The following is a 23,718-nucleotide window of genomic DNA, read 5'->3' on the forward strand; positions in this document are numbered from 1 at the left end:
GCAAAACCGACCTTCGTTACCCTTTGCGACCGAGATGACATGAGCACCGCCACATTGCCTCCTTCCGGCTCCGAACGCCTTGCCAGTCGACTGAAAACCCGCTTGCAGAGCACGCGGGCCGAGCGAATCGTGATCGAACCGGATCCGGCGCGCCGTTTCCGTCCTTTCCCGCTCGCCGACATGCAGCATGCCTACTGGATGGGGCGGCAGACAGCCTTTTCCCATTCCGGCGCGATCCAGTTCTATACCCAGTTCCGCTGCCGCGATCTTGACGTGGCGCGTCTGGAAGCGGCCTGGAACCGGCTGATTGCCCGGCACGACATGCTGCGCGCCACCGTCGGCGCCGACGGCATGCAGGTGGTGGCTCCAGAGGTGCCATACCAGCGCATCGAACGCCGCCACCTGGCCGGGCTTGACGCCGACCGGCGTCAGGCCCTGCTCGACGCTACCCGCCGGGCGCTGCAGGATGAATGCGTACCGCTGGAGCACTGGCCGCAATCCCGCGTTCTCTTCGATGAACTGGACGACGGTCACGGCTACCTGCACATCAAGCTTGACCTGTGGAATATCGACGGACGCAGCCTGCACATCCTGTTCGATGAATGGGTGAGGCTTTACCTCGACCCGCAGGCCGACCTCCCCGCCCTGACCATGCAGTTTTGCGACTATATCGACGCCCTGGAACGGCAGACGGCCGGCCCGCGCTACCAGCGCTCGCTCGCCTGGTGGCAAAGCCGCCTCGCCACCCTGCCGCCGGCGCCGGAATTGCCGCGCCGTCCGGGAGGCCAGGACACCGACCTGCGTTTCGTCCGCTGGCAGGGCCGTCTGGCTGAGGATCGGTTCGCCGGCCTGAATGACGCCTGCCGGCGCCGTGGGCTGTCGCTCGCGTCCGTAATGCTGACTGTCTACGCCAGGACGCTCGCCAAGTGGAGCGCATCGCGGCACTTCACACTGAATGTGCCACGCTTCAATCGTCCCGACTGGCATCCCGATATCGGCAATGTGATCGGCGAATTCGCGTCGTTCAGCCTGCTGGAAGTGGATCTGCGCAAGCCGGCGAGCTTCGCCGCTCAGGCCGCGCGGGTGCAGGCCGATCTGTGGGAAGCGCTCGATCATCAGGACGTGTCGGGGGTGCGCCAGTTGCGCGAACTGGCCCGTCTTCAGGGACTCGCGGAGGTGGCGGCAATGCCCGTCGTATTCACCACCACACCGCCATTGCGCGAGTCGGCGGTCCTGACCACGGAAGAGATCGCCTCCGTGTTCGGAGAAACCCTGCACCGGGTCAGCCGCACCCCCCAGGTGCTGATCGATTGCCAGTACCTGGTCGATGCGCGCGCGCTGCAGTTCAATTGGGACGCCATGCCCGGCGCCTTCCCCGACGGCTTGCTCGATACCCTGTTCGACGCGTTTTCCGGGCAGCTGGCCCGTCTTGCCGATGACGACTCCGCCTGGGACGGCGACTTGCCGGTTCCGCTGCCGGCCGGGCAGGAAGCGGCGCGGCGCGCGGCGGAGCGCTCCCGAAACGTGCGCGAAGCCACCCCGGCGCAAATACTGCTGGCCCGCGCCCGGGAAACACCGGCGGCTCCGGCCCTGATCGGCGCAGACGGCACGCGCCTCGATTATGCGCAACTGGCCTCCCTGGCCGGAGCGCTCGCCGCCCGCCTCGCCGCCGATGGTGTGCGCCCCGGCGACCGGATCACGCTGCTGCTGGCGCGCGGTTGGCGCCAGAGCGTCGCGTTGCTGGCCTGCCAGTGGCTGGGCGCTGTCGCCGTGCCGATCGACCGCCATGCTCCCATGGCCCGCCTGGGCGACCTGCTGCGCCAGGTCGAACCGCGCCGGGTACTTGTCGATCCGGGACAGGATCCCGCGCCCCTGCATCCGTGGGCGATGCTGGAACTCGACGCACAACCGCTCCCGGAAAATCCTCCGGCGATGCCGCCAGCGCCCTATCGGGCCGACGCCGTAAGCTGCGTGATTTTCACTTCCGGCACGACAGGCCGCCCCAAGGGCGTGGAAATTCGCCAGGACGCGTTGGCCAACGCCCTGCAATGGAGTGTTGACGAATTCAGGCTGAACGCCGGCGACACCACCCTGGCCATCACCGCCCTGCATCACGACATGGCCCTTTTCGACCATCTGGCCACGTTCTGCGCCGGCGCCGCGCTGGTGGTGCCGGAGGCGGGGCGTGATGCGGATCCGCGTCACTGGCTCGCGCTGATGCGCGAACACCGGGTCACGGTATGGAACAGCGTGCCGCGTTTCATGGAGATGCTGGTCATGGCCGCTGAAGCGCCCGGCCTGCCGATACCGGACAGTCTGCGCCTCGCGCTGCTTGGCGGCGACTGGATCGCGCCGGCGCTCGCCGCCGGGCTGATGGAGGCCCTTCCCGGACTCGGGCTTTACAGCGTGGGCGGCCCCACCGAAACCACCTTGTGGAATATCGCCCATCGCGTCACGCCGGAAGACACCCGCCAGCCGTCCATTCCCTATGGCAAGCCCATCGCCAACTGCCGCTATTACGTGCTCAACGAGCAGGCCGAAGAATGCCCGGACTGGGTGGCGGGCGAACTGTATTGCGGCGGCATCAGTCTCGCGCGAGGGTATCTTGGCGCACCGGAATTGACGGACGAGCGCTTCATTACCCACCCGCGCAGCGGCGAGCGCCTGTACCGGACCGGCGACAAGGGACTGCGCCGCGGCGACGGCTCACTGATGATCCTGGGACGCACGGATTTCCAGATCAACGCCGGCGGCTTCCGTTGCGATCCGCTGGAAATCGAAAGCGCGATCCTGGCCCACCCGGGCGTGCGGCGGGCCATCGCGCTGGAAATCCAGCCGGGCGGCGGCGCCGCCATGCTGGCGGTGTGCTACCAGCCGGACAAGACGTCTTCCTGCGATGAAGAGGCGCTGCGCCGCCTCGCCGCGGAGCGCCTGCCCGCGGCGGCCGTGCCCAGGCTGTTTCTGGCCATTGACGACGTTCCTTTGACCGCCAACGGCAAAACCGACCGGCGCCGGCTGACGCAATGGGCCGAGCAGCGCTGGCAAGGCAGCGGGCCGGGCGCGGTACCCGGGGACGGCATCGAACGGCGGTTGGCGGATATCTGGAGCCGGCTGCTGGGCGCGCCGGTCAATGATGCCAACGCCAACTTTTTCGCGCTGGGCGGCGACTCGCTGATCGCCACGCGTCTTCTTCTGCAACTGGAGGAAGCGTTCGGTATCCGTCCGCCGCTGTCCATGGTGTTCACCCATGCCAGCTTGCGGGCCATGGCCAAATGGCTCGCCGAACAGGCGACGCCGACGCACGCCGACACCGCGCTGCCGCTGGCGGACCTCCGGCATCCCCCCCTGTCCTGGGCCCAGGAGCGCCTGTGGTTCATGACGCAACTGGCTCCGGACAGCCCGTTCTTCAACCTCTGCTACGGCCTGCGGCTGACAGGTCCGCTGCAGGTTGCCGCGCTCGGCCGCGCCTTCCGGCGCCTTGCCGAACGCCACGAACCGCTGCGCAGCCGTTTTCCGGCATCGGCGCCGGCCGGTACCTGCGTCATCGGCGACGCGCCGGACGACCTACCCGGCCTGACCGATCTGAGCGCGCTGGCTCACGGCGCACAGCAAGAGCGGCTGGAGGCCTGGGCCGAGCGGGAAAAGCGCACCGGCTTCGATCTGGAAAACGGCCCGCTGTGGCGCGCCAGCCTGTTCCGCCTCGGCAAGGACAATCACACGCTGTTCTACACACTGCACCACCTCGTTTTCGACGGCTGGTCGGCCGAGCTGTTCACGCACGAACTTTTCGCGCTGTACCGCGAAGAAGCGGACGGCACACCGGCCCTGCTGCCCGACATCGGACATTACGCCGGATTCGCGCAATGGCAGCGCGACACGCCGCCCACCAAACTCGCCGCCACCCTGGATTTCTGGCAACGCAGGCTCGAGGGCGTCCCCCCTCTGGCGCTGCCGTCCGACCGGCCCCGCCCCCCGGTGCAGCGTTTCCGCGGCGCCCTGCTGCACCATCGGCTCGACAGCGCGCTGACCCGAAGCCTGACCGATCTCTCCCGGCGCTACGACACCACACCGTTCATGATTCTGCTGTGCGCCATGCAGATCGCCCTGGGACGGCTGGCCGGCCAGGAGCGGTTCGTCATCGGCAGCGTGGTGTCCGGACGCAGCCATCCGGCCACCGCCGCCATGATCGGCCTGTTCATCCATGCCGTGTCGCTGCGCGGCGATCTGGCCGGCTCGCCGAGTTTCGCGGAGTTGTTGCGCCGGGTGCGCGACGAATTTCTCGGCGCGCAAGCGGAGCAGCACTATCCCCTGCAGGCGCTGGTTCAGCGGCTGAACGCGGGCGCGGACCTGAGCCGCAACCCGCTGCACCAGGTGTCCTTCACCTACCAGCCGGCCGGCTTGCCGGAAGGAACGACCGGAAACCTTTCCCTGAGCAGCCTGCCGCTGGCGCCGGACAGCACGCATATGGACCTGGAAATCCTGGCCATGCCGCATGGAGAGGAGTTGCTGCTGACATGGATCTACGCCACCGACCTCTTCGATGCGGAAAGCGTGGAACGCTTTCACCAGGCATTCGAGTGTGCGCTGCGCGCCGCGCTCGCCAACCCTCTTGCCGTCATCGATGACCTGCCCGTCGCGAGCCTGGAGGACACGCTGCGCTGGGCCTGCCTGGACGGCGGCGAGGCGCTCGAAGGCCTCGACCCCTGGCCCCGCCTCGCCCGGATCGCGGCCAGCCGTCCCGATTCGACAGTCCTGCGCCATGACGACGGCCGCAGTTGGCGCTGGGCGGACCTGATGACCGCGACGGAACGTCTTGCCGGCTGGATCGACAAACACAGCGGGCCGGACACGCCGGTGGCGGTCCGGCTGCACCCCGGCCACGACTACACCGCGGCCATACTGGCCGCGCTGCGATTGGGACGCGCCTGGATGCCGCTGGATCCGCGCCGCCCGGAGAGGACCGTCCGCGACATGCTCGAGCGCGCCGGCGCCGGCTGCCTGGTGACCGAGCATGCGCTGTGGGAAACCGGCATCGCCGATATGCCGCCGGTGCATTACGCCGATGCGCCGGACACCCTGATGCGGGAAACGCCGCCCGCGTACCGGCCGGCGCCGGATACCGCGCCGGCCCTGATCCAGCATACATCCGGCTCGGAAGGACAACCCAAGGCCGTGGAAATCAGCTACGGCAACCTGCGCCGGCGCCTCGCCTGGGGGCAAACGACAGCCCCGCTCGGCGAAACGGATGTCGGCTGCCTCAAGACGTCGCCGGCGTTCGTCGATGCCGTCGGCGAACTGCTGGACAGCCTGCTGGCCGGCATGACCCTTATCGTGCCGGATCCCGACCAGGCGCGCAGTCCGCTGGAACTGGCGCAACTGATGCGGCGCCATCGTCTCACCCGGCTTGTGTTGACGCCATCCCTGGCCGACGCGCTGCTCGCGGTGCCCGACGCGCGCCCCTTGCCGCTGCGCGTGCTGGTGCTCGGCGGAGAAAAGGTCGGAACGGAACTGGCGCAGCGCTGCCTCGACGCCCTGCCGGAGCGCGCCCTGCTGCTGAATTACTACGGTTCCACGGAACTGACCTCGGATGGCGCCTGGCACGCGATTACCCGCGACGACCTCACGCGGCGGGGACGGCAGGTGCCGGTCGGCCTGCCCCTGCCCGGCAGCCGGATCTGGCTTCTTGACCGGCAGGGCCGTCTTGCGCCGCCGGGCATGGCCGGCGAGATCCATGTCAGCGGCCAGAATCTCGCCAGCGGTTACCGCGGCGACTCTGGAAGCAGCGCTACCGCGTTCCGCGAGTGGACACCCCCCGACGGACCCGCCGTCCGGCTTTACGCCACCGGCGATATCGCCACCCGCGATGCGTCGGGACGCCTGGTCTGCCTTGGCCGGCGCGACCATCAATTGAAACTGCGCGGCATGCGCGTCGAGGCCGGAGAAATCGAGCATCACCTTCGCTCGCACCCGGCGGTCCGCGACGCGCTCATCGATGTGCAGGGTGAAGGCGCCGCGCAACGCCTCGTCGCTCATGTTCTTCTGCGTCAGGATGCCGCAGCCGACTGCCGCCAGTTGCGCGAACATCTGGCGCACGTCCTGCCCGCCTCGCTCTTGCCCGGTCACTGGAGTCTCGCCCATGACTGGCCCCACACGGCGACCGGCAAAGTGGACCGCCGCCGTCTGCCGCGGCACGGATTGTTCACGGCGGCGGACCGGCGGCACTTCCTTGCCGCGTCCACTCCCCTGCAGGAAACCATTGCCGGGCTGTGGCGCGGCCTGTTGAACGAGGAACGGATCGGCATCCACGACAATTTCTTCGAAATGGGCGGCAACTCGCTGCTGCTGACCCAGGTGCAGCAGAAACTGGCGCACGCGCTGAACACGCACGTGCCGCTGACGCTGTTGTTCCGGTACCCCACGATCCACGCGCTGGCCGAACGCCTCGGCACGGATCAGGGGGCGGACGCTCCACGACAGGCCGTTCAACAGCGGGCAGCCGCGCGCCGGGCGGCGCGCGGTCATACCCGCTCTTAAAATACCGACAGGCAGATCATGACTCACGCATCCACTGACATCGCCATCATCGGCGCCGCGGGACGGTTCCCCGGCGCGGACTCGGTCGCCGCGCTCTGGCGTCTGCTTCTCGAAGGCAAGGAGCCCTACCGGATCCTCGGTCCCGAACAACTGGCCGCCGCCGGCCACGCCGAGCTCGCCCGCTCGCCGCGTTATGTGCCCCTTGCCCGGCTTCCGGACGATTACGACTGCTTCGATGCCGGCTTTTTCGGCTACTCGCCGCGCGAGGCCGCCTTCATGGATCCCCAGCAGCGTCTGCTGCTGGAGTGTGCCTGGCATGTGTTCGAGCAGGCGGGACACATTCCCGAGGACCGCGACGGCATGCGCACCGCCGTGTTCGCCAGCGTCGGCGCCAACGGCTATCTGCCCTTGCATGCCCTCCCCCGGGTACTCGCAGGCCAAGCCGACATGCTCGATGTGCTGATCGGCAACGACAAGGATTACGCGGCCACCCGCATCGCCTACAAACTCAATCTCTCCGGGCCGGCCCTCAGTGTGCAGACGGCCTGCTCGTCATCGCTGGTCGCCGTTCACCTTGCCGTGCAGAGCCTGCTGGCGTTCGAAGCCGACCGCGCCCTGGTGGCCTCGGCCTCCCTGGCCGTACCCGCCGAAACCGGCTACCTGGCCGAAGAATCGGGTATCCGTTCACCGGACGGCCATTGCCGCCCGTTCGACGCGGACAGCAACGGCACGGTCTTCGGGTCGGGTGTCGCCGGTGTTCTGCTTCGACGCCTGGACGACGCGCTGGCCGACGGAGATACCCCGCTCGCCGTGATCCGCGCCAGCGCCGTCAACAACGATGCCGCCGCCCGTGTCGGCTTCACGGCGCCTGGACTGCAAGGACAAATCGATGTCATCGCCGAGGCGCTGCAAATGGCGGAACTGGATGCGGCCGACATCGGTTACGTGGAATGTCATGGCACCGGCACCCAACTGGGGGATCCGGTGGAAATCGACGCGCTCTCCCAGGCTCTGCGCGCCTGCAGCCGCGCGCCACTGCCGCCCGCCCACTGCCTGGTCGGCTCGGTAAAAAGCAATATCGGCCATCTGGATGCCTGCGCCGGACTGGCCGGGCTGATCAAGACGGCCTGCAGCCTGCGCGAGGGGGTCATTCCTCCGACCCTGCATTACCGCCGTCCCAATCCGCGCCTGGAACTGGACGCCACACCGTTCCGCGTGGTCGACCGGCGCATGCCTTGGCCGGCGGATCGGCCCCGTCTGGCCGGGGTGAGCGCCTTCGGGTTCGGCGGAACCAATGCCCATCTGATTCTCGCCGCGCCGCCGGCGCCGCCGGCAACCGGACCTGCCCGCACCCAGCATTGCCTGCCGCTGAGCGCCGCCGACGGCCCCGCCTTGCGGCGTCAGGCCGAAAATCTGGCCGACTGGCTGGATAACGATCACGGCCACGATCTGGCCGACGTCGCCTTTACCCTGCAAACCGGGAGGAAAGCCCTGTCGCACCGCGCTGTCGTGGTGGCGGCCGACATAGAGCAGGCCAGCGCCGCCCTGCGCCGGATGCGCGGCAGCGAGGCCACCCTCGACCAGCCATGGCGGGCCCTGTGGCTGTTCCCCGGACAGGGTTCCCACCATCCGGGCATGGCCGCCGCGCTATATCGCGAAGAGCCGTTGTTCCGGAGCGAACTGGAACACCTGCTCGGCCGAATGGCGGCGCACCGCCACGCACCGGCCATCCGCGCCCTGCTGCTGGACGCCGACGGCGCGACCGACGATACCGCCATCGTTCAGCCGGCGCTGTTCGCCTTCGAAGTCGCCCTGGGGCGGTACCTTCTTGCCCTGGGCCTGGAGCCTGCCGCCTTGCTGGGGCACAGTCTTGGCGAATTGAGCGCCGCGTGCCTGGCGGGGGTTTTCGGATCGGACGACGCCTGCGATCTGGTCTGCCTGCGCGGCGAACTGATGGCCGGCGCCGAACCTGGCGGCATGGCGGCGCTCTGGGCGGACGCCGACGACGTGCAAGCCTGGCTCGAAACGCACCACCCGGGCCTGGAAAGGGTGGTCGTCAATGCCCCCCGCTGCTGCGTCGTGGGAGGGCCCGAAAGCGCGCTCGGCGCCGCGCTCGCCGATGCGGAAAAACAGGGCTGGCCCGCGCGCAGACTGCGGGTCTCCCGGGCCTTTCACAGCCGCATGATGGAGCCGGCGCTGGCCGTCTGGCGCGAACGGCTGACGACCATCACGCTGTCGGCGCCGCGCTGGCCGATGATTTCCGCGGAGGACGGGCAGTGCCTCGATGCGCGGCGGGCCTGCGATCCCGGCTACTGGGCACGGCAATTGCGCCAGCCGGTCCGCTTCGATCTGGCCTTGCTCAGAACACGCGAACTGCCGCGCGCCCTGCCTCTGGAAATCGGACCGGGCGGCGGCCTGATCGGGTTTTACCGGGACACCGTGGGCGGCGAGGCGCCCGCTTTCGAGCTGTGCGGCAGCCGTCACCTTGCCGACTCCGAACGTTACCGCCATTTTCTCGGTACGCTCGGCCAACTGTGGCAAGCCGGCGCGCCGCTGGCATGGCCGGCGTTCAACCGCGACCATCTGCCACGCCGCAAGGTCGCCCTGCCCGGTTATCCCTTCGCCAGGGAACGCCATTGGCTGCCCTCCTCGCTGCCCGTTCTCGCCAAGGCGCTGGCAAACCGCGACGTACCCGCCGCCGAGCCGGCGGCGGATCCGGCCGCCGAACGGCCCGTACCGGCCGGGATACGCCACCAGCCAAGGCCTGCGCAACCGCACCCGTTCCGGGCTCCCGTTTCGGATGCGGAGCGCCTCATGGCGGCGCTGTGGCAGGACTTGCTGTTCATCGACGACATCGGCCTGGACGATGATTTTTTCGCGCTCGGGGGCAACTCCATCCTGGCGCTGCGCCTGTGCCAGGAAGCACGCAGCCGCGGCTGGACACTGACGCCTGCCGAGGTGTTCCAGTCCCGCACGGTCGCCGCGTTGTGCCGGCATCTGGACGACGCGGCGGCCGCAGCGCCCCACCCGGCGCCCGCGCGCGCCGATATCGATCCGGCCGATCTGGCCGTCCTGTTGCAACGACTGGAAAACACGGAATCAGCATGAGTATCGATCACTCCGGCGTAGCGGACATCCTGCCCGCCACCGCTTCGCAGCAAGGCATGCTCTATCAGGCGCTGGCCGGCAACGATCCGGGCATGTACCTCGAGCAATACGGGTTCACCGTGCGCGGCGCCGTCGACACCGAGCGCTACCGGGCCGCCTGGCAGGCCACGCTCGATTACCAGCCCGCGCTGCGCACCACCTTTCACTGGGAAGGGCTTGGCAAGGCATACCAAGTCGTGCACCGCCATCTGGTCCTGCCCTTCGAGACAGCCGACTTGAGCGGCGACGATCCGTCGCGGCAAGCCGCGCGTCTGGAGGCGCTGCGCCAGGAAAAGCGCCAGGCCGGATTCGCGCCGGACCGGGGACCGCTATTCGCCGTCACCGTGATCCGGCTCGGACAGGAGCACTACAAGGTCTGGCTGACACTGCATCACGCACTGGCCGACGGCTGGTCGCTGTCCCTGATCCTGGCCGAAGTGGCGGAGCGCTACCGCGCGCCGGATGCGCCACGCCCGGCGGCCGTGCCGTTGCGGCATTATTGCGACTGGCTGGCGCGCCAGGACAGCGAACGCGCGCGGCAATGGTGGCGCGAACGCCTGACGGGCCGGGGACTGGCCGGCCAGGCTCCGTTGGCCGACCCGCGGGCGGGCGGCGCCAGCGTGTTCGCCGAGCAGGTCCTTGACGAAACCGACAGTGGCCGGCTGCGCGAGGGGTGCCGCCGCCAGGGCGTGACGGAAAGCACGCTATTTTGCGCGGCATGGGCCCTGCTGATGGCGCGCTATTTGCGCCAGGAGCATGTCGTGTTCGGCTGCGTGGTGTCCACCCGGCCGCCAGGTATCGCCGGCATCGAACGGATGCTGGGACTGCTGCTGAATGTGTTGCCGGTCACCGCGACGATCGAGCCGGATCGCGCCCTGGCCGACTGGCTGCAGGGGTTCCAGCGGCAGTTGTTCGCCGACCGCCAGTACGACTGGCTGCCCTTGCACGAGATGCAGGATCTGGCCGGCTCCGCGGCGGAAACCGCGCTGTTCGGCAGCTTGCTGGTATGGGAAAACCAGCCGGGCGCGAACATGGCCTCCTCCGGGGAAAACGGGCTGCGCGTCGAGCACGACGAAGCCTACGAACGCAACGACTATCCACTGATGCTGGCCGGTTATCCGGAACGCCGCATCCGCCTGCGACTGACATTCCGGGAGGACGCGCTCCCCGGCGAGGCCGCGCATAGCCTGCTCAGGCAGACGGCCGCCCTGATGACGACCCTTGCAGAGCCGGGAACGCTGACCCTCGCCGATCTGGCTCCCTGCGAAGGCGTCCTGGCCCTGCCCGCCCTGCCGGGCGGCCAGGATAGCGGCCTCGTGGCGACCGATCCGTGGCAGCGCTTCACCGAGCAGGCTCGCGTCGACCCCGAGGCGCTGCAGTGGATTCAGATCAGCCCGCCCCTGTCCCTTACCCGCGGCCAGCTGCTCGCGCGTGCCCGCGCGCTCGCCGCGCGGCTGGCGCCCCGGCTGCCCGCGGACCGCACGGCGCCGCTGGCGCTGCTATTGTGGCCCGACAGCGACTACGCGAGCGCCATTCTTGCCTCCCTGTGCCTGGGGCGCCCGTGGCTGGCGCTCGATCCGCGCAAGCCGCCGGACGGTCTGGCCGCCCTGCTCGAGCAGCATCGCCCCGCCGCCCTGCTGACGCAGCCGGCGTTGTGGCCGGATCCTTCGCGCTGGGACGGCCTGACATTGACCGATCTTGCCGCGCCCGATCCGGACCCGCCGCCGCTTGCCGACAGGCCGCCCCCCGCCCCGGACGACTGCGCCTTCATGGTCCTGACCTCCGGCTCGACCGGTGTGCCCAAATGTGTGCGACTTCCGCATCGGGCGCTCAGGCACCGTCTTGCCTGGATGGAGCAGGCCTATCCGCCAGGCCCCGACGAGCGCATGCTCCTCAAGACCTCGCCGGTTTTCGTGGATGCGGTCTGCGAACTGCTCGGCCCGCTGCTCTGCGGCTACCCGGTGGTCTCGCCCGGGCCGGAGCCGGTGCTGGATCTGGCCGAACTGACGCGCCTCGTGTCGGACCATGCCATTACCCGCCTGGTGGTCACGCCGTCGGTGCTGGACGGTTTGCTCGCCCTGCCTGCCGAACCGCGGCCCGCCCTGCGCCTGTTGCAAGTGAGCGGCGAACGTTTCGGCGCGGAGCTGTTCGGGCGAGCCGCGCGGCGCTGGCCCCGGGCGCGCATTCTCAATGTCTACGGCTCCGCCGAAGTGATGGCCGACGCCAGTGTCTTCGATGCCGGCGAAGACGCGGACCGGCGCGCGTTCAACGGCGCCGATGTGCCACTGGGCAAACTGCTGCCGGGCATCCGGGGGATGATTCTCGATGAATGTCAGCGGCCGTTGCCGCCTGGCGCGATCGGCGAACTCTATCTGGGCGGCGTCTGCCTCGCGTCGGGCTATCTGGGCGACGAGGCGGCGACTGCCGCGAAGTTCCGTCATCTGACGCATCTGCCGGGACAACCACGGATGTACGCGACCGGCGATCTGGCCTCGATCGGTCCGGATGGCGAATTGCGCTGCCACGGCCGCGCCGACGCCCAGATCAAGATCAACGGAATCCGTATCGAGCCGGGCGAAATCGAAGCCTTGCTCAAGGCCCAGGAGGGGGTGGCCGATGCCGCCGTCGCCTGCCACGACAACGAGCGCGGATTGCGGGTGCTGACCGCCCATATCGCCAGCCCGGATCACTGCGCGGACCCCGCGGCGCTGATCACCCGATTGCGCGCGGCGCTGGCCAGACAGCTCTCATCGGCCCTGATGCCCCGGCACTGGCAGTGCGATGCCGAATTGCCGCGCAATGCCAGCGGCAAGCTCGACCGGCGGGCGTTGCGCTATCGCCCCGGCGCGCCAACGCGGACGAACCTCACCCCGCCGCAAACCGATACCCAGCGGCAATTGGCCGAATTGTGGCGTCAGACGCTGGGGGTGGACGTGGCCGATATCGACGATTCATTCTTTGACGCTGGCGGCAATTCGATACGCATGACCCAGCTGTGCTTCGCTATCCGCAAACAGTTCGGGGTGGCGTTCCCGATCCGGGCGATTTTCGAGGTGCCAAGCCTGCGCCAGCAAGCGCAATGGCTGGATGCGCTGCGTGCCGGCGCCAAGCCGGAAGACGACAGTCATGGCAGCGGCGACATCGGCTACGATCTGGACGCCGACGCGGCCCGCGCCGATGCCATCCGGCCACGGACCGTCTTGCCGGAAACCTCCGGTCGGCCGGGGGCGAAACGGCTCTTTCTCTCCGGCGCTCAGGGGTTCATCAATGCCTGGTTGCTGGCCCGCTTGCTGGACGACGCCGGTGCGCGCGTGACTTGCCTTGCGCCAGGCAAGCACGAGGACCAGGCGCGCGACTGGCTGGCCCGCCATCTGGAGGGGTTCGGCCTGTGGACACCGGAACGCGCCGCACGGCTCGACGCCGTCGCCGGCGACCTGGGCGCCGAGCGCTTCGGACTGGATGCCCGGACCTGGGCGAGGCTGGCGGACAGCGATGTCCTGTTCCACACCGGCGTCGACATCAATTTCATCGCCCCCTACCAGCAACTGCGCGCCACCAACGCCCTGGCCGCCGCCACGATGGTGGAGCTGGCTGTCGCGGGACGTGCCAAACCGCTGCATTTTGTGGGGAGCCAGAGCATTGTCGATCAGACGCACGCCCGTCCGGACAGCGCGCCGATCGCCGAAGACGATCCGCTGCCGCATTGGCGCGGACTGCCCAACGGCTATTTGCAGGCCCGCTGGGTCAGCGACACCCTGATGCGCCGTGCAATGGCGCGCGGCTTGCCCGGTTCGGTCATCCGCATGACCACCGTCAGCGGCGATACCTTGGATCACCGGGCCAATCCGCAGGACATGATGTGGCAACTGATCAAATTGGCGGTGACCCTCGGCGCGGTGCCGGACAGCCCCCGTCCGATCGATCTCGTTCCGGTCGACACCGCCGTTGAGGCGGCCATCGCCCTGGCACGGTCCCCGGCCTCGCTGGGGCACGTCTGGCACGTGTCCAATCCGCGCCGCTGGACCTGGAGGGAAGTGGGAGAGCGCTTGCGCGCCGCGGGCTATCCGCTGCGGATTCTGTCGGGCCCCGAGTGGTCGAAAACGTTCCGGCGCCACGCGCCGGCCCTGAGCCGGGATCCGGCGTGGCAGGCGGTGCTGCCGCTGATCGGCGACACATGGCGCGAATACCCGTGCTTTTTCCGGCTGGAGGCCTCGCGCACCCGACAGCGGCTGGAGGAGCTGGGATCCCCCGTGCCGCCGCTGGAGTGGGACACCCTGTGGAAAACCCTGCGGACCCAGATTGCCCAAGGGTTCCTTCCCCCCCCGCCGCAGGGAGAGGGCAACCGAGGCTGACGCCGGCCTCTCCCTCGCCACGGCAAGGGAGAGGTCAGCGGTCGGCCGGACCGAACACCAGCGCCGCGTTCGTGCCGCCGAACCCGAACGAGTTGGACAGCGCGTACCGTACCCGCCGCTGTTTCGCCTCGAAGGGAACAAGATCGATTCCCTCGCACTGCGGCGACGGCGACTCGAGGTTGAGCGTCGGCGGCACGATCTGATCGCGCATCGCCAGAATTGACAGAATGGCCTCGACACTGCCCGCCGCGCCGAGCAGATGCCCCATCGCCGATTTGGTCGAGGAAACCGACAGTCCCCCGCGGGCATGCTCCCCGAACACGCGCCGGATCGCGCAGATTTCGGCGAGATCCCCGGCCGGCGTCGAGGTTGCGTGCGCGTTCACATAGTCGATCGCAGAAGGATCAAGTCGTGCGCGTTTGATCGCGGCGGCCATCGCGCGCGCCGCGCCATCGCCATCCTCGGGCGGCGCAACGATATGGTGCGCATCGCCGGACAGCCCGTATCCCAGCACTTCCGCGTAGATCGGCGCACTTCGCGCCCGGGCGTGCCCGTACTCCTCCAGCACCACGATGCCGCTGCCCTTGCCCATCACGAATCCGTCCCGCCCGGCGTCCCAGGGACGCGATGCCCTGGCCGGCTCGTCGTTGAACGACGTCGACAACGCTCGCGCGGCGGCGAACCCCGCCACGCGCGAAGGACGACGCCGTCCGTGCCGGACGGCGTCGTCACGAAAAGCGGGAAACTGCCGTCAGGAAATGACGCCGAGAAACAGGCCTACCTTGGCGGCGGCCACTTTCTGCAGACGGCACAGCAGGGCGTGGTCCACATCCCCCACCCGAAACCGGCGACGCAACGTATCCGCAAGATGCTGCATCAGGTTGGCCGCCATTTCGGCGTCGGCGAGCGCGCGGTGGGCACACCCGGTATCGGGCAGACGGCATACCCGCGTCAACGTACCCAGCTTGTGATTGGGCGCCTCGGGCAACAGGCGCCGGGAAAGCAGCAGCGTGCAGGCGAAATCCTGCGTTCGCGTCAACCCCAGCAAGGACAGTTCATAATCCCAGAACTTCCGGTCAAAACCCGCATTGTGGGCGGCCAGAGGCATGGCCCCGACGAACCGGGCGGCCTCGCGCATCACGGCATCCGCCGCCGGGGCCGAAGCCAGCATGGCATTACTGATGCCGGTCAATTGCTCGATCATCGGCGGAACGCGCACACCCGCATTCATCAGGCTCTGGAAACGGTCGACGATGTTGCCGTTCTCGAGCACCGCGATGCCGATCTCGGTGGCGCGGCAATCGGCGCCGGGGGTGATACCGTTGGTCTCGAAGTCGATGACGGCGATGCGTTGTTTCATGGCGATTCCATCCTGGTCGGCGCTGACTCGCTCGCCGGCCGGAGCATGCGGGATTGAAGAGGCTGAAATTGTACCGGGCTTTGGCCATGCCGCCGGAATTTGTCGCCTGCGCAAGGAAAGAGGAGCATGCGCCGATCCGGGAATCCAGTACAATCGATCGCGTCAACAAGAAGGACAGGCATGAGCGATCAGGAAATACGGTTATCCAAGCGCCTAGTGGAACTCGGACTTTGCGCCTCGCGCCGGGAAGCCGACGAAGCGATCGAACAAGGTCTCGTGCTGGTGGACGGCCTGCCGGTCACAACGCTGGGCAGCCGGGTCACGCACCTTCAGCAGATCGTGCTAAACCCGCGGGTATGTGGCGCGAGCGACGCGCCCGGGGTTCTACTACTGCACAAACCGGCGAACGTGATCCTCGACCCCAGAGCGTTGATCCGTCAGCAGACCCGCAGTCCGGAAGCCCCCGACACCGGAGCATGGCGCGCGCTATTGCAGAACCCGGCGTGCACGGGAGCGGTGGACGCATTCGCGGAGGGGCTGGTCGCGCTGACACGCGACAAGCGGCTGGCCGGCAAGCTTGCCGAATGCGAAACCGAATTCCTGATCGGCGTGGATCGCGCGCCGCCCGCCGCCGAATTGGCGAACCGGTTCGCACAGATCGCACGGGAAGAACACCCTGCCCCCGGCGTCAAGGCGACACGCCAGAGCGACCGCCAGGTGCGCCTGACCGCCCATGGAGTGCGGGAAGGACAGTTGCTGCGCTGGTGCGAACAAGCCGGACTCGCGCCGCGCTCGGTTCGCTGCATCCGTATCGGACGCATCGCGATCGGCCGTCTCGCGCCGGGCCAGTGGCGCGGCCTTCTTGCCAACGAACGCTTCTGAACCGGCGCATGCATACTCTCGAACAACTTGAAGCCGGCCGTCTTGCGGGTGCCCGCAGCCTGAAGCTGTCGGAAGGGCTGGAGCGCTTCCCGGAGGCGATTTTCCGTCTGGCGGACACCCTGGAAGTGCTGGACCTGTCGGGCAACCGGCTTGCGGAATTGCCGGACGACCTGTGGCGGCTGGGCAAGCTGCGTATCCTGTTCTGCTCCGGGAACCGCCTGGAATCCCTGCCAAGCGGCCTTGGCCGCTGCGCGTCGCTGAGCATGCTCGGCGTCAAGGCCAACCGGATCGCCCGAATTCCTGAAAATGCCCTGTCCCCCGGCTTGCGCTGGCTGATCCTGACCGATAATCATCTTGCCGCCTTGCCCGAAACCCTGGGCCGCTGCCGCGGCATGCAAAAACTCATGCTGGCCGGCAACCGGCTCGAGCACCTGCCGGACAGCATGGCGGCGCTCGAACGCCTGGAGCTTCTGCGCCTGTCCGCCAACCGGTTTTCCGGGTTGCCCGCCTGGCTCGCCGGATTGCCGAATCTGGCCTGGCTGGCGTTTTCCGGAAACCCGTTCCATGACGCGGCTCCCCCGCCCGGCAACAGCGATGCCGTCCGGATCCCCTGGCGGGCGCTGACCCTGGGCAGGCGCCTCGGCGAGGGCGCCTCCGGCGTGATCCATCGGGCGGTCTGGCGCCACAATGGCGAAAACCGCGATGTGGCGGTGAAGCTGTTCAAGGGATCGGTCACCAGCGACGGTCTGCCCATGGATGAAATGGCCGCCTGCCTCGCGGCCGGACAGCACAATGCATTGATCGGAGCCCTGGGACGGCTAGAGTCGCCCCCGGACGGCGCGCCGGGGCTGGTCATGCCGCTGATCGCGGAGGATTTCGTAGCGCTGGCCGCTCCGCCGGATTTCGATACCTGCACGCGCGATGTGTATCCTCCGGATCTGTGCTTCGCTTTCGCCGCGACAGTGTCGATATTGCAGCGCATCGCGTCGGCCGTCCGCCATTTGCACCAACAGGGCATGCTGCACGGCGACCTTTACGCCCACAACATTCTGCACAACCACGCGGGAGATGCCCGGCTGGGGGATTTCGGCGCGGCATCGCGCCTGCCTTCGGCCAATCCGGCGTTCGCCTCGGCGCTCACGCGGCTCGAAGTCAAGGCCTTTGCCTGCCTCGCCGGAGAGTTGCTCGCGCGCACCTCGCCGCTAACCGCCGACACGGCGCGGTTTGCCGCGCTCCAGCGCCTTGTCGAACATTGCGCTCATCCGGACCCCGGTTGCCGGCCGGCCTTCCCGGCCATCGCCGCGTCTCTCGAGTCCATGGCGTAGCCGTACACCCCGGTCAGGGAACGCCCGCGCCGCCATGGCCGACAAACGCCGGCCGGGCGCACAATCCGGAATAGTAGGCATGCAGCCGCTCAAGCCGCGGCTTGTCGAACGGAGTCAGAAACCAGCGCTGCGCCATCAGTCCGAGCACAATGTCCGCCAGAGAAAAGGCGTCACCCGCGATGAACGCCCCCCGCCCGGCAAGATACGCATCGAGGATGGTCATGTGGCGGGTCCAGTTCGCCTGGCTCTCGCCGATCCTGGCAGGATCGTCATAGCCCGGCGTCCGCCGGGACAAGGCGTGGAAGGCGTACGACGAGGACTGCCCCGGTCCGGTGGCCTGCCAGTCCATCCATTTTTCGACTTCGGCCCGGGCCGCCGGCGCGGACGGCAGCAGATCGTCCCTCCCCCGCGAAGCCGCCAGATAACGGCAGATCGTGTTGGACTCCCACAACACGGTCGGGCCATCGATCAGCACCGGCACCAGCGCATGCGGGTTGAGCGCCATGAATTCGTCGCTCGCCGTCGGGCGGAACCCCCGGCCCCAATCCTCGCGCTCGTAATCCAGACCGATCTCGTGGCAGGTCCAGAGCACCTTGCGCACATTGATCGATGAAAGCCTGCCAAGAATCCGAATCATGTCCTCTCCTTTGCCGGTCACCGCGCCGGAACCCGACCGTCTTTGACCATCACGAACTAACCACGATAAAGTAATGACGTTCAATTAAACACGATTCCAACCGATGCGCCAACGTATCCGCCAGGAAATCGCCCGGATTGTGCCTCTTGACCTGCCGGAGCGCGCGGACATCGCCCAGGCTCTCGCGTGGATCGATTCGGGCGCGCCGCTTTGCCGGACAGAAAAGCCGGCGACACCGCCCACCCATCTGGTCGCCTACTTCGCCCTGGTCGACAGCGGCCATATCCTGCTTGTGGATCACAAGAACGCCCGATTATGGCTGCCGCCCGGCGGCCATGTCGACCCTGACGAGCACCCCCGCGAGACGGTGCGCCGGGAATTGCAGGAAGAATTGGGAGTGCGCGCCGATCAACCGGTCGGCCCTCCCGTGATGATCAGCATCGCCGACACGGTGGGGCTGACAGCGGGCCATACCGATGTGTCCTTGTGGTATGTCGTCAAAACCCGCCGCGACATTCCGTTGACACCCTGCGAGGAAGAGTTCAACGAAATCCGCTGGTTCGGCTTCCACGAGGTGCCACTGCAGAACAGCGATCCGCACATGGCCCGTTTTCTGGCCAAACTCGCCGGCTCGGCCATCTAATCAAATGAACATGCCGCCGGAAGCTTCGATACGCTGCGCATTGATCCAGCGCGTGTCCTCCGTCAGCAAAGCCGCCACCACCCCTCCGATATCGTCGGGCTGTCCGGCCCGCCCAAGCGCGGTCTGCGAGGCGATATACTGGTTGATCGCCGCATTGTCGCGCACCGCGCCGCCGCCGAAATCGGTCTCGATCGCCCCTGGCGCCACCGTATTCACGGCGATGCCGCGCTCTCCGAGCTCCCGGGCCAGATAGCGGGTCAGCACCTCGATGCCGCCTTTCATCATGGCATAGGCGGAATATCCAGGAAGAGCGAAACGCGTCAATCCGGTAGCGACATTAACAATGCGGCCCTGATCGGCGATCAACGGCAACAGGTGCTGGGTCAGGAAGAACACGCCTTTCAGATGAATGTTCATCAACCGGTCGAACTGTTCTTCGGTGGTATCGGCAAAAGGAACATGAATGCCGATACCGGCATTGTTCACCAGAAAATCGAACGTCTCCCTGCCCCAGTGCCCGGCCAGAGCCGCGCGGACCTCATCGGCGAACGTCGCGAACGTCCGGATGTCGCTCACATCGAGCGGCAATGCCACGGCCTTGCGCCCCATCGCCCGGATGGTTCCGGCCACCGCTTCGGCTTCATCGCGACGGCTCTGCCAGGTCAGTATCACATCGATGCCCTGTCCGGCCGCCTGCAGGGCCGCGCTCTTGCCCAACCCCCGCCCCCCTCCCGTAATGATGACGATTTTGCTGCTCATGGCATTCTCCTTGCTGATGTATTGGGTAAGTGCCTGCAGTCTATTGAATAGAAATCAACAAACAAATATCAGTATTGCGATTACACTGTTCATAATTGACAAACAATCATCAGGAGTGTTCGCCATGAATACGACGGAGACGCTGCGGATTTTCACGCGGGTGGCGGAATTGTCGAGCTTCACCCAGGCCGCGGACAGTCTTGGACTGCCCAAGGCCAGTGTCTCGTCGGCGGTGCGGGCGCTGGAAAGCCAGTTGGGAACACGCCTGTTTTTCCGGACAACGCGGAGAGTGGAGCTGACCCCGGATGGCCAGGCATGCTACGAACGCGGCAAGGATCTTTTGGCCGATCTGGACGACTTGATGACGCTTTTCCAGCATGCCGACGCCTCGCTGAGCGGACGATTGCGCGTGGACATGCCGGCCGGGGTGGCGCGAAATCTCGTCATCCCCAAACTGCCGGACTTTCTGGAGGCGCATCCGCGGCTGGCGCTGGAGCTAGGATGCGCCGACCGCAAAGTGGATATCGTCCGGGAAGGTTTCGATTGCGTGCTGCGGGTGGGGAAACTCGCCGATTCGAGCCTTGCCGCGCGCCAGCTCGGCGCTTTCCGCCAGATAAACTGCGCGAGCCCCGCCTACTTGGAACGGTATGGCACGCCCACGCACCTTGCGGATCTCTCGCGGCACCGCATGGTGCATTACACCGCGTCGTTGGGCGCCAGGCCGTCCGGCTGGGAATACACGGAAGGCGCGGAAGAAAAAACGCACCCGGTTCCCGGCGCTCTGACCGTCAACAGCACCGATGCCTACGATGCCGCCTGCCTTGCCGGATTGGGCCTGATCCAGGCACCGGAAGCCGGCGTCGCGCACTGGCTCAGGTCGGGGCAACTGGTCGAAGTCATGCGCGAGTGGCGGCCCGCCCCCATCCCCGTCGCGCTGGTCTTTACCCACCGGCGCCATCTTCCGCGCCGCGTCCGGGTATTCATGGACTGGATCGGCGAAGTGCTGCGCCCGGCTCTGGCATGACGGTCACTGGCGCCGGTGCAGGCTGGCGGGAACCCGTACGGCGCCATCGCCCAGCTCGATTCCTGCGAGCAGGGCGAACACCTGATCGAGCGACGCGCGCGCGAGCGCCATGCTGTCCTGCACGATGGCATCGATCCGCAGCGGTAGGCAGTCGAGCAAAGGATGATCGTCGAATGTCATCAGGCAACCGGGCGCCTCCCGTAGCGCGTGCGTATCGCTGATAAACGCGAGAGCCCCCTCGAGCAGGGTGATGGACGCCGTGAACAGGGCTTCCGGATAACGCCCGTGAGACTGGTACCAGTTTTTCATCATGGCATAACCGGACTCGCGCTGGAAATCGTGCTGGAATACCCAGTCGCCGCGCTCGGCGATGCCGTGGGCCGCCAACGCCTGACGATAACCGGCGAGACGATCGCCACTGGCGGACAGATCCGGCTGCCCACCGAAAAACACCACTTCGCTCACGCCGGAAGCCAGCTTTTCACCGATCAGCTCGGCGACGATCCCCGTGGCGTCGGTCACCGCGGAAGGAACCGGCTGGGCATCGATCCGCCGGTCGGCGAACACCAGCGGCAAACGCTTGAGCCATGGCTGGTACTGCCCGGCGTCGCCGCTGCACGGCACGACGACCATGCCGTCGACCTGGCGCGAAACCAGATGGGCCATGCCCTCGGTTTCCCGGACGGGATCCTCGTCGCTGGTCACCAGTACCAGTTGATGATCGCATTCACGGCACAAGGACTCCATGGACTGGGCCAGGGCGGCATGCGCCGAGTTGGTCAGATCCGGGATGACAAGGCCGATCGAATTGCTGCGTCGGCTGCGCAGCGAACGGGCCGACTGGGAAGGGTTGAAATGCTGTTCGCGGGCGATGCGCTCGACACGCTCCACCGTCGCGCGGGAAATGCGGTAACGCTCGGCATGTCCGTTGAGCACCATGCTGGCCGTCGTGCGCGACACTTGAGCCAGACGCGCGATATCGTCGATGGTCAGACGCTTGAAAGCTGTCACACAATCACTCCGTGAACCGGAGCGGGACGAGCCCGGGCCGGCCCGGCGCAGCCGAAAGGCCGCGCCGGATAGTCCAAAACGGCGTCAGTATTTCATACGGCTTACTGCTTGACCAGATTGAGCGGAACCGGGATGAACTTGTCCACGGTCTTGCCTTCGACCAGTTTCTTGGCGGTTTCCACACCGTAACGGCCGATCAGTTGCGGCTGCTGCTGCACGGTCGCGGCCAGCGAACCGGATTTGACCGCGGCGACGGCGTCCTGGGTGGCATCGAAGCCCACGACCACAACATTCTTCAGTCCGGCCGCCTGGATGGCCTTGAGCGCGCCCAGCGCCATTTCGTCGTTGTGCGCGAACACGCCCTGGATGTCCTTGTTACCCTGGATGATGTTTTCCATCACGGACAGACCCTTGGCGCGATCGAAATCGGCGGGCTGCTTGGCCACGAGCTTGACGTCGGCCTTGCCGTCGACCACCTTGTGGAATCCCTCGCCGCGCTCGCGAGCCGCGGAGGAGCCGGCGATCCCTTCAAGCTCGACGATACGGCCCTTGCCGCCCAGCTTCTCCAACAGGAACTCGCCGGCCATCTTGCCGCCGGCCACATTGTCGGAGGCGATATGGGCGCTCACTTCGGCGCCATTGACGCTGCGGTCGAGCGAAATCACCTTGATGCCCTTGCCGGTGGCTTCTTTCACCACGTTGGCCACCGCCGACGAGTCGGTCGGATTGATCAGGATCACGTTGACCTTCTTCTGGATCAGGTCTTCGACACTGGCCTGCTGCTTGGCCGGGTCATCCTGGGCATCCACGGTGATGAGGGTGACGCCTTCTTTCTTCGCCGCTTCGGCCGCGCCATCGCGCAAGGACACGAAGAACGGATTGTTGAGGGTAGACACCGCCAGGCCCACGGTGATGCCGCCGGAGGCGGCGGCGGGGGCGCTGGCATCGGCCGGCGCGGAATCCGGGCCCTGTTTGGAGCACGCGGCAAGACTCAGGGCGACGAGACTGGCAAGCAGCGGGGACATAAAGCGTTTCATGCAAGACTCCCAAGTTAACGGACAACGTTTTGGCGTTTCCCGGCCTGGCCGGGAGCGCCGCTTATTTTTTGCTGCCGCGGTCGATCAGCACCGCCAGCAAAATGACCACACCCTTGATGACCTGCTGGTAAAACGACGATACGCCCAGCAGATTAAGACCGTTGTTCAGCACACCGATCAGCAGCGCGCCGACCAGCGTCCCGAAAATCCACCCGCGGCCACCGGTCAGGCTCGTGCCGCCCAGCACCACCGCCGCGATAGCGTCCAGTTCATAACCGGTTCCCGCGGTCGGTTGCGCGGAATTGAGGCGCGACGTCAGAATCACGCCGGCCATCGCCGACATCGCGCCGGAAACGGTATACACCCACAGCTTTATCCGATCCACCCGTACGCCGGACAATCGGGCGGACTCTTCATTGCCGCCGGTGGCGTACACATGCCGACCGAAGACGGTTTTTTTCAGGACAAACCAGAACAGCGCGAACATGAGCAGCATCCACACCACCGGCACCGGAACGAAACCGCCCACATAACCGCCACCCAGCATCGAGAAGGCCGGGCTGTCAAAACCGGTGATCGGGCTGCCGTTGGACACCACCAGCGACAGGCCGCGCAAAATGGTCATCGACGCCAGCGTGGCGATGAACGGCGCCACTTTGCCCTTGCTGATCACCAGCCCGTTGAACAGCCCCATCAAGGCGCCGGCCAGCACACCGAGCAGCGTGGCCAGCATCGGGTCGAGACCGGCGCGGATCAGACTGGCGATGCCGACCGAGGACAGGGCGAGCATGGAGCCCACGGACAAGTCGATGCCGCCCAGCAGGATCACCAGGGTCATGCCAAAGGCGATCAGGGCGTTGATCGAGACCTGCCGCATCACGTTGAGCAGGTTTCCCATGGTCAGGAAATCGGGACTGAGCACCGCCAGCCCTACCGCCACCGCGATCAGGGCGAGAAACGGGCCGAGGCGCTGCAGCGTGGCTTTCTGTTTTGGAGTCATGATGGTC

General features: G+C 67.1%; 14 protein-coding genes. 7 read left to right on the forward strand and 7 right to left on the reverse strand.

Annotation, left to right across the window (positions count from 1 at the left end; all coding sequences use genetic code 11):
- The first annotated feature begins 39 nt into the window (after positions 1 to 39).
- The 3 genes from JNO50_RS17445 to JNO50_RS17455 are packed head-to-tail and all read left to right on the forward strand — an operon-like array spanning position 40 to position 14,033.
- Entirely contained in the window at positions 40 to 6,534 is a 6,495-nt protein-coding gene (locus tag JNO50_RS17445) for a non-ribosomal peptide synthetase (protein ID WP_189534308.1), read from the forward strand.
- Positions 6,535 to 6,552: 18 nt separating this feature from the next.
- Positions 6,553 to 9,642, forward strand: coding sequence for a type I polyketide synthase (locus JNO50_RS17450; protein ID WP_215796416.1), 3,090 nt, complete (start codon positions 6,553 to 6,555; stop codon positions 9,640 to 9,642).
- A complete protein-coding gene (locus tag JNO50_RS17455) occupies positions 9,639 to 14,033 on the forward strand; it encodes an SDR family oxidoreductase (RefSeq protein WP_189534306.1) in 4,395 nt (1,464 codons plus the stop codon). Before JNO50_RS17450 ends, JNO50_RS17455 begins: the two co-directional genes overlap by 4 nt.
- 34 nt (positions 14,034 to 14,067) lie before the next feature.
- Here the strand turns inward: JNO50_RS17455 and JNO50_RS17460 are convergent, their stop codons facing one another.
- Together JNO50_RS17460 and JNO50_RS17465 are read right to left on the reverse strand one after the other, a co-directional pair.
- The gene (locus tag JNO50_RS17460; protein ID WP_215796417.1) at positions 14,068 to 14,724 is read right to left on the reverse strand and encodes a beta-ketoacyl synthase N-terminal-like domain-containing protein; all 657 of its coding nucleotides are present in this window, start codon (positions 14,722 to 14,724) and stop codon (positions 14,068 to 14,070) included.
- Positions 14,725 to 14,784: 60 nt separating this feature from the next.
- Positions 14,785 to 15,393, reverse strand: coding sequence for a 3'-5' exonuclease (locus JNO50_RS17465; RefSeq protein ID WP_189534302.1), 609 nt, complete (start codon positions 15,391 to 15,393; stop codon positions 14,785 to 14,787).
- A gap of 180 nt (positions 15,394 to 15,573) precedes the next feature.
- Between JNO50_RS17465 and JNO50_RS17470 the strand changes: the two genes are divergently transcribed.
- Positions 15,574 to 16,275 carry a S4 domain-containing protein gene (locus JNO50_RS17470; protein ID WP_189534300.1) on the forward strand — a complete coding sequence of 234 codons (702 nt, stop codon included), beginning with the start codon at positions 15,574 to 15,576 and terminating at the stop codon, positions 16,273 to 16,275.
- Positions 16,276 to 16,283: 8 nt separating this feature from the next.
- Positions 16,284 to 17,600, forward strand: coding sequence for a leucine-rich repeat-containing protein kinase family protein (locus tag JNO50_RS17475; protein ID WP_189534299.1), 1,317 nt, complete (start codon positions 16,284 to 16,286; stop codon positions 17,598 to 17,600).
- A gap of 13 nt (positions 17,601 to 17,613) precedes the next feature.
- On the opposite strand, the gene JNO50_RS17480 is transcribed toward JNO50_RS17475, so the two are convergent.
- On the reverse strand, positions 17,614 to 18,237 hold the full coding sequence (locus JNO50_RS17480) for a glutathione S-transferase family protein (RefSeq protein WP_189534297.1): 624 nt from the start codon (positions 18,235 to 18,237) through the stop codon (positions 17,614 to 17,616).
- Positions 18,238 to 18,340: 103 nt separating this feature from the next.
- Here JNO50_RS17480 and JNO50_RS17485 point away from each other — a divergent pair, with 103 nt between their 5' ends.
- Positions 18,341 to 18,880: an NUDIX hydrolase gene (locus JNO50_RS17485; RefSeq protein WP_189534295.1), complete on the forward strand. Its 540-nt coding sequence runs from the start codon at positions 18,341 to 18,343 to the stop codon at positions 18,878 to 18,880.
- Here JNO50_RS17485 and JNO50_RS17490 read toward each other — a convergent pair whose 3' ends face one another.
- Positions 18,881 to 19,639: an SDR family NAD(P)-dependent oxidoreductase gene (locus JNO50_RS17490; protein ID WP_189534293.1), complete on the reverse strand. Its 759-nt coding sequence runs from the start codon at positions 19,637 to 19,639 to the stop codon at positions 18,881 to 18,883.
- Positions 19,640 to 19,763: 124 nt separating this feature from the next.
- Here JNO50_RS17490 and JNO50_RS17495 point away from each other — a divergent pair, with 124 nt between their 5' ends.
- Positions 19,764 to 20,663 (forward strand): LysR family transcriptional regulator, encoded by a 900-nt coding sequence (locus JNO50_RS17495; protein ID WP_189534291.1) that lies wholly within the window; start codon positions 19,764 to 19,766, stop codon positions 20,661 to 20,663.
- A gap of 3 nt (positions 20,664 to 20,666) precedes the next feature.
- On the opposite strand, the gene JNO50_RS17500 is transcribed toward JNO50_RS17495, so the two are convergent.
- The 3 genes from JNO50_RS17500 to JNO50_RS17510 all read right to left on the reverse strand — a co-directional run bounded on the left by JNO50_RS17500 (position 20,667) and on the right by JNO50_RS17510 (position 23,711).
- A complete protein-coding gene (locus JNO50_RS17500; protein WP_189534289.1) occupies positions 20,667 to 21,674 on the reverse strand; it encodes a LacI family DNA-binding transcriptional regulator in 1,008 nt (335 codons plus the stop codon).
- A gap of 101 nt (positions 21,675 to 21,775) precedes the next feature.
- Positions 21,776 to 22,711, reverse strand: coding sequence for a ribose ABC transporter substrate-binding protein RbsB (gene rbsB, locus JNO50_RS17505; protein WP_189534287.1), 936 nt, complete (start codon positions 22,709 to 22,711; stop codon positions 21,776 to 21,778).
- A gap of 61 nt (positions 22,712 to 22,772) precedes the next feature.
- Positions 22,773 to 23,711: an ABC transporter permease gene (locus tag JNO50_RS17510; RefSeq protein ID WP_189534285.1), complete on the reverse strand. Its 939-nt coding sequence runs from the start codon at positions 23,709 to 23,711 to the stop codon at positions 22,773 to 22,775.
- Between the last annotated feature and the right edge of the window lie 7 nt (positions 23,712 to 23,718).

The sequence above is a fragment of the Paludibacterium paludis genome, from assembly GCF_018802605.1.
Lineage (GTDB): Bacteria > Pseudomonadota > Gammaproteobacteria > Burkholderiales > Chromobacteriaceae > Paludibacterium > Paludibacterium paludis.

Bases quoted from the DNA above. Each gene is read 5' to 3' on its own strand.
- JNO50_RS17445 (WP_189534308.1), top strand. From the start codon at position 40: ATGAGCACCGCCACATTGCCTCCTTCCGGCTCCGAACGCCTTGCCAGT.
- JNO50_RS17450 (WP_215796416.1), top strand. From the start codon at position 6,553: ATGACTCACGCATCCACTGACATCGCCATCATCGGCGCCGCGGGACGG.
- JNO50_RS17455 (WP_189534306.1), top strand. From the start codon at position 9,639: ATGAGTATCGATCACTCCGGCGTAGCGGACATCCTGCCCGCCACCGCT.
- JNO50_RS17465 (WP_189534302.1), bottom strand. From the start codon at position 15,393: ATGAAACAACGCATCGCCGTCATCGACTTCGAGACCAACGGTATCACC.
- JNO50_RS17470 (WP_189534300.1), top strand. From the start codon at position 15,574: ATGAGCGATCAGGAAATACGGTTATCCAAGCGCCTAGTGGAACTCGGA.
- JNO50_RS17475 (WP_189534299.1), top strand. From the start codon at position 16,284: ATGCATACTCTCGAACAACTTGAAGCCGGCCGTCTTGCGGGTGCCCGC.
- JNO50_RS17480 (WP_189534297.1), bottom strand. From the start codon at position 18,237: ATGATTCGGATTCTTGGCAGGCTTTCATCGATCAATGTGCGCAAGGTG.
- JNO50_RS17485 (WP_189534295.1), top strand. From the start codon at position 18,341: ATGCGCCAACGTATCCGCCAGGAAATCGCCCGGATTGTGCCTCTTGAC.
- JNO50_RS17490 (WP_189534293.1), bottom strand. From the start codon at position 19,639: ATGAGCAGCAAAATCGTCATCATTACGGGAGGGGGGCGGGGGTTGGGC.
- JNO50_RS17495 (WP_189534291.1), top strand. From the start codon at position 19,764: ATGAATACGACGGAGACGCTGCGGATTTTCACGCGGGTGGCGGAATTG.
- rbsB (WP_189534287.1), bottom strand. From the start codon at position 22,711: ATGAAACGCTTTATGTCCCCGCTGCTTGCCAGTCTCGTCGCCCTGAGT.
- JNO50_RS17510 (WP_189534285.1), bottom strand. From the start codon at position 23,711: ATGACTCCAAAACAGAAAGCCACGCTGCAGCGCCTCGGCCCGTTTCTC.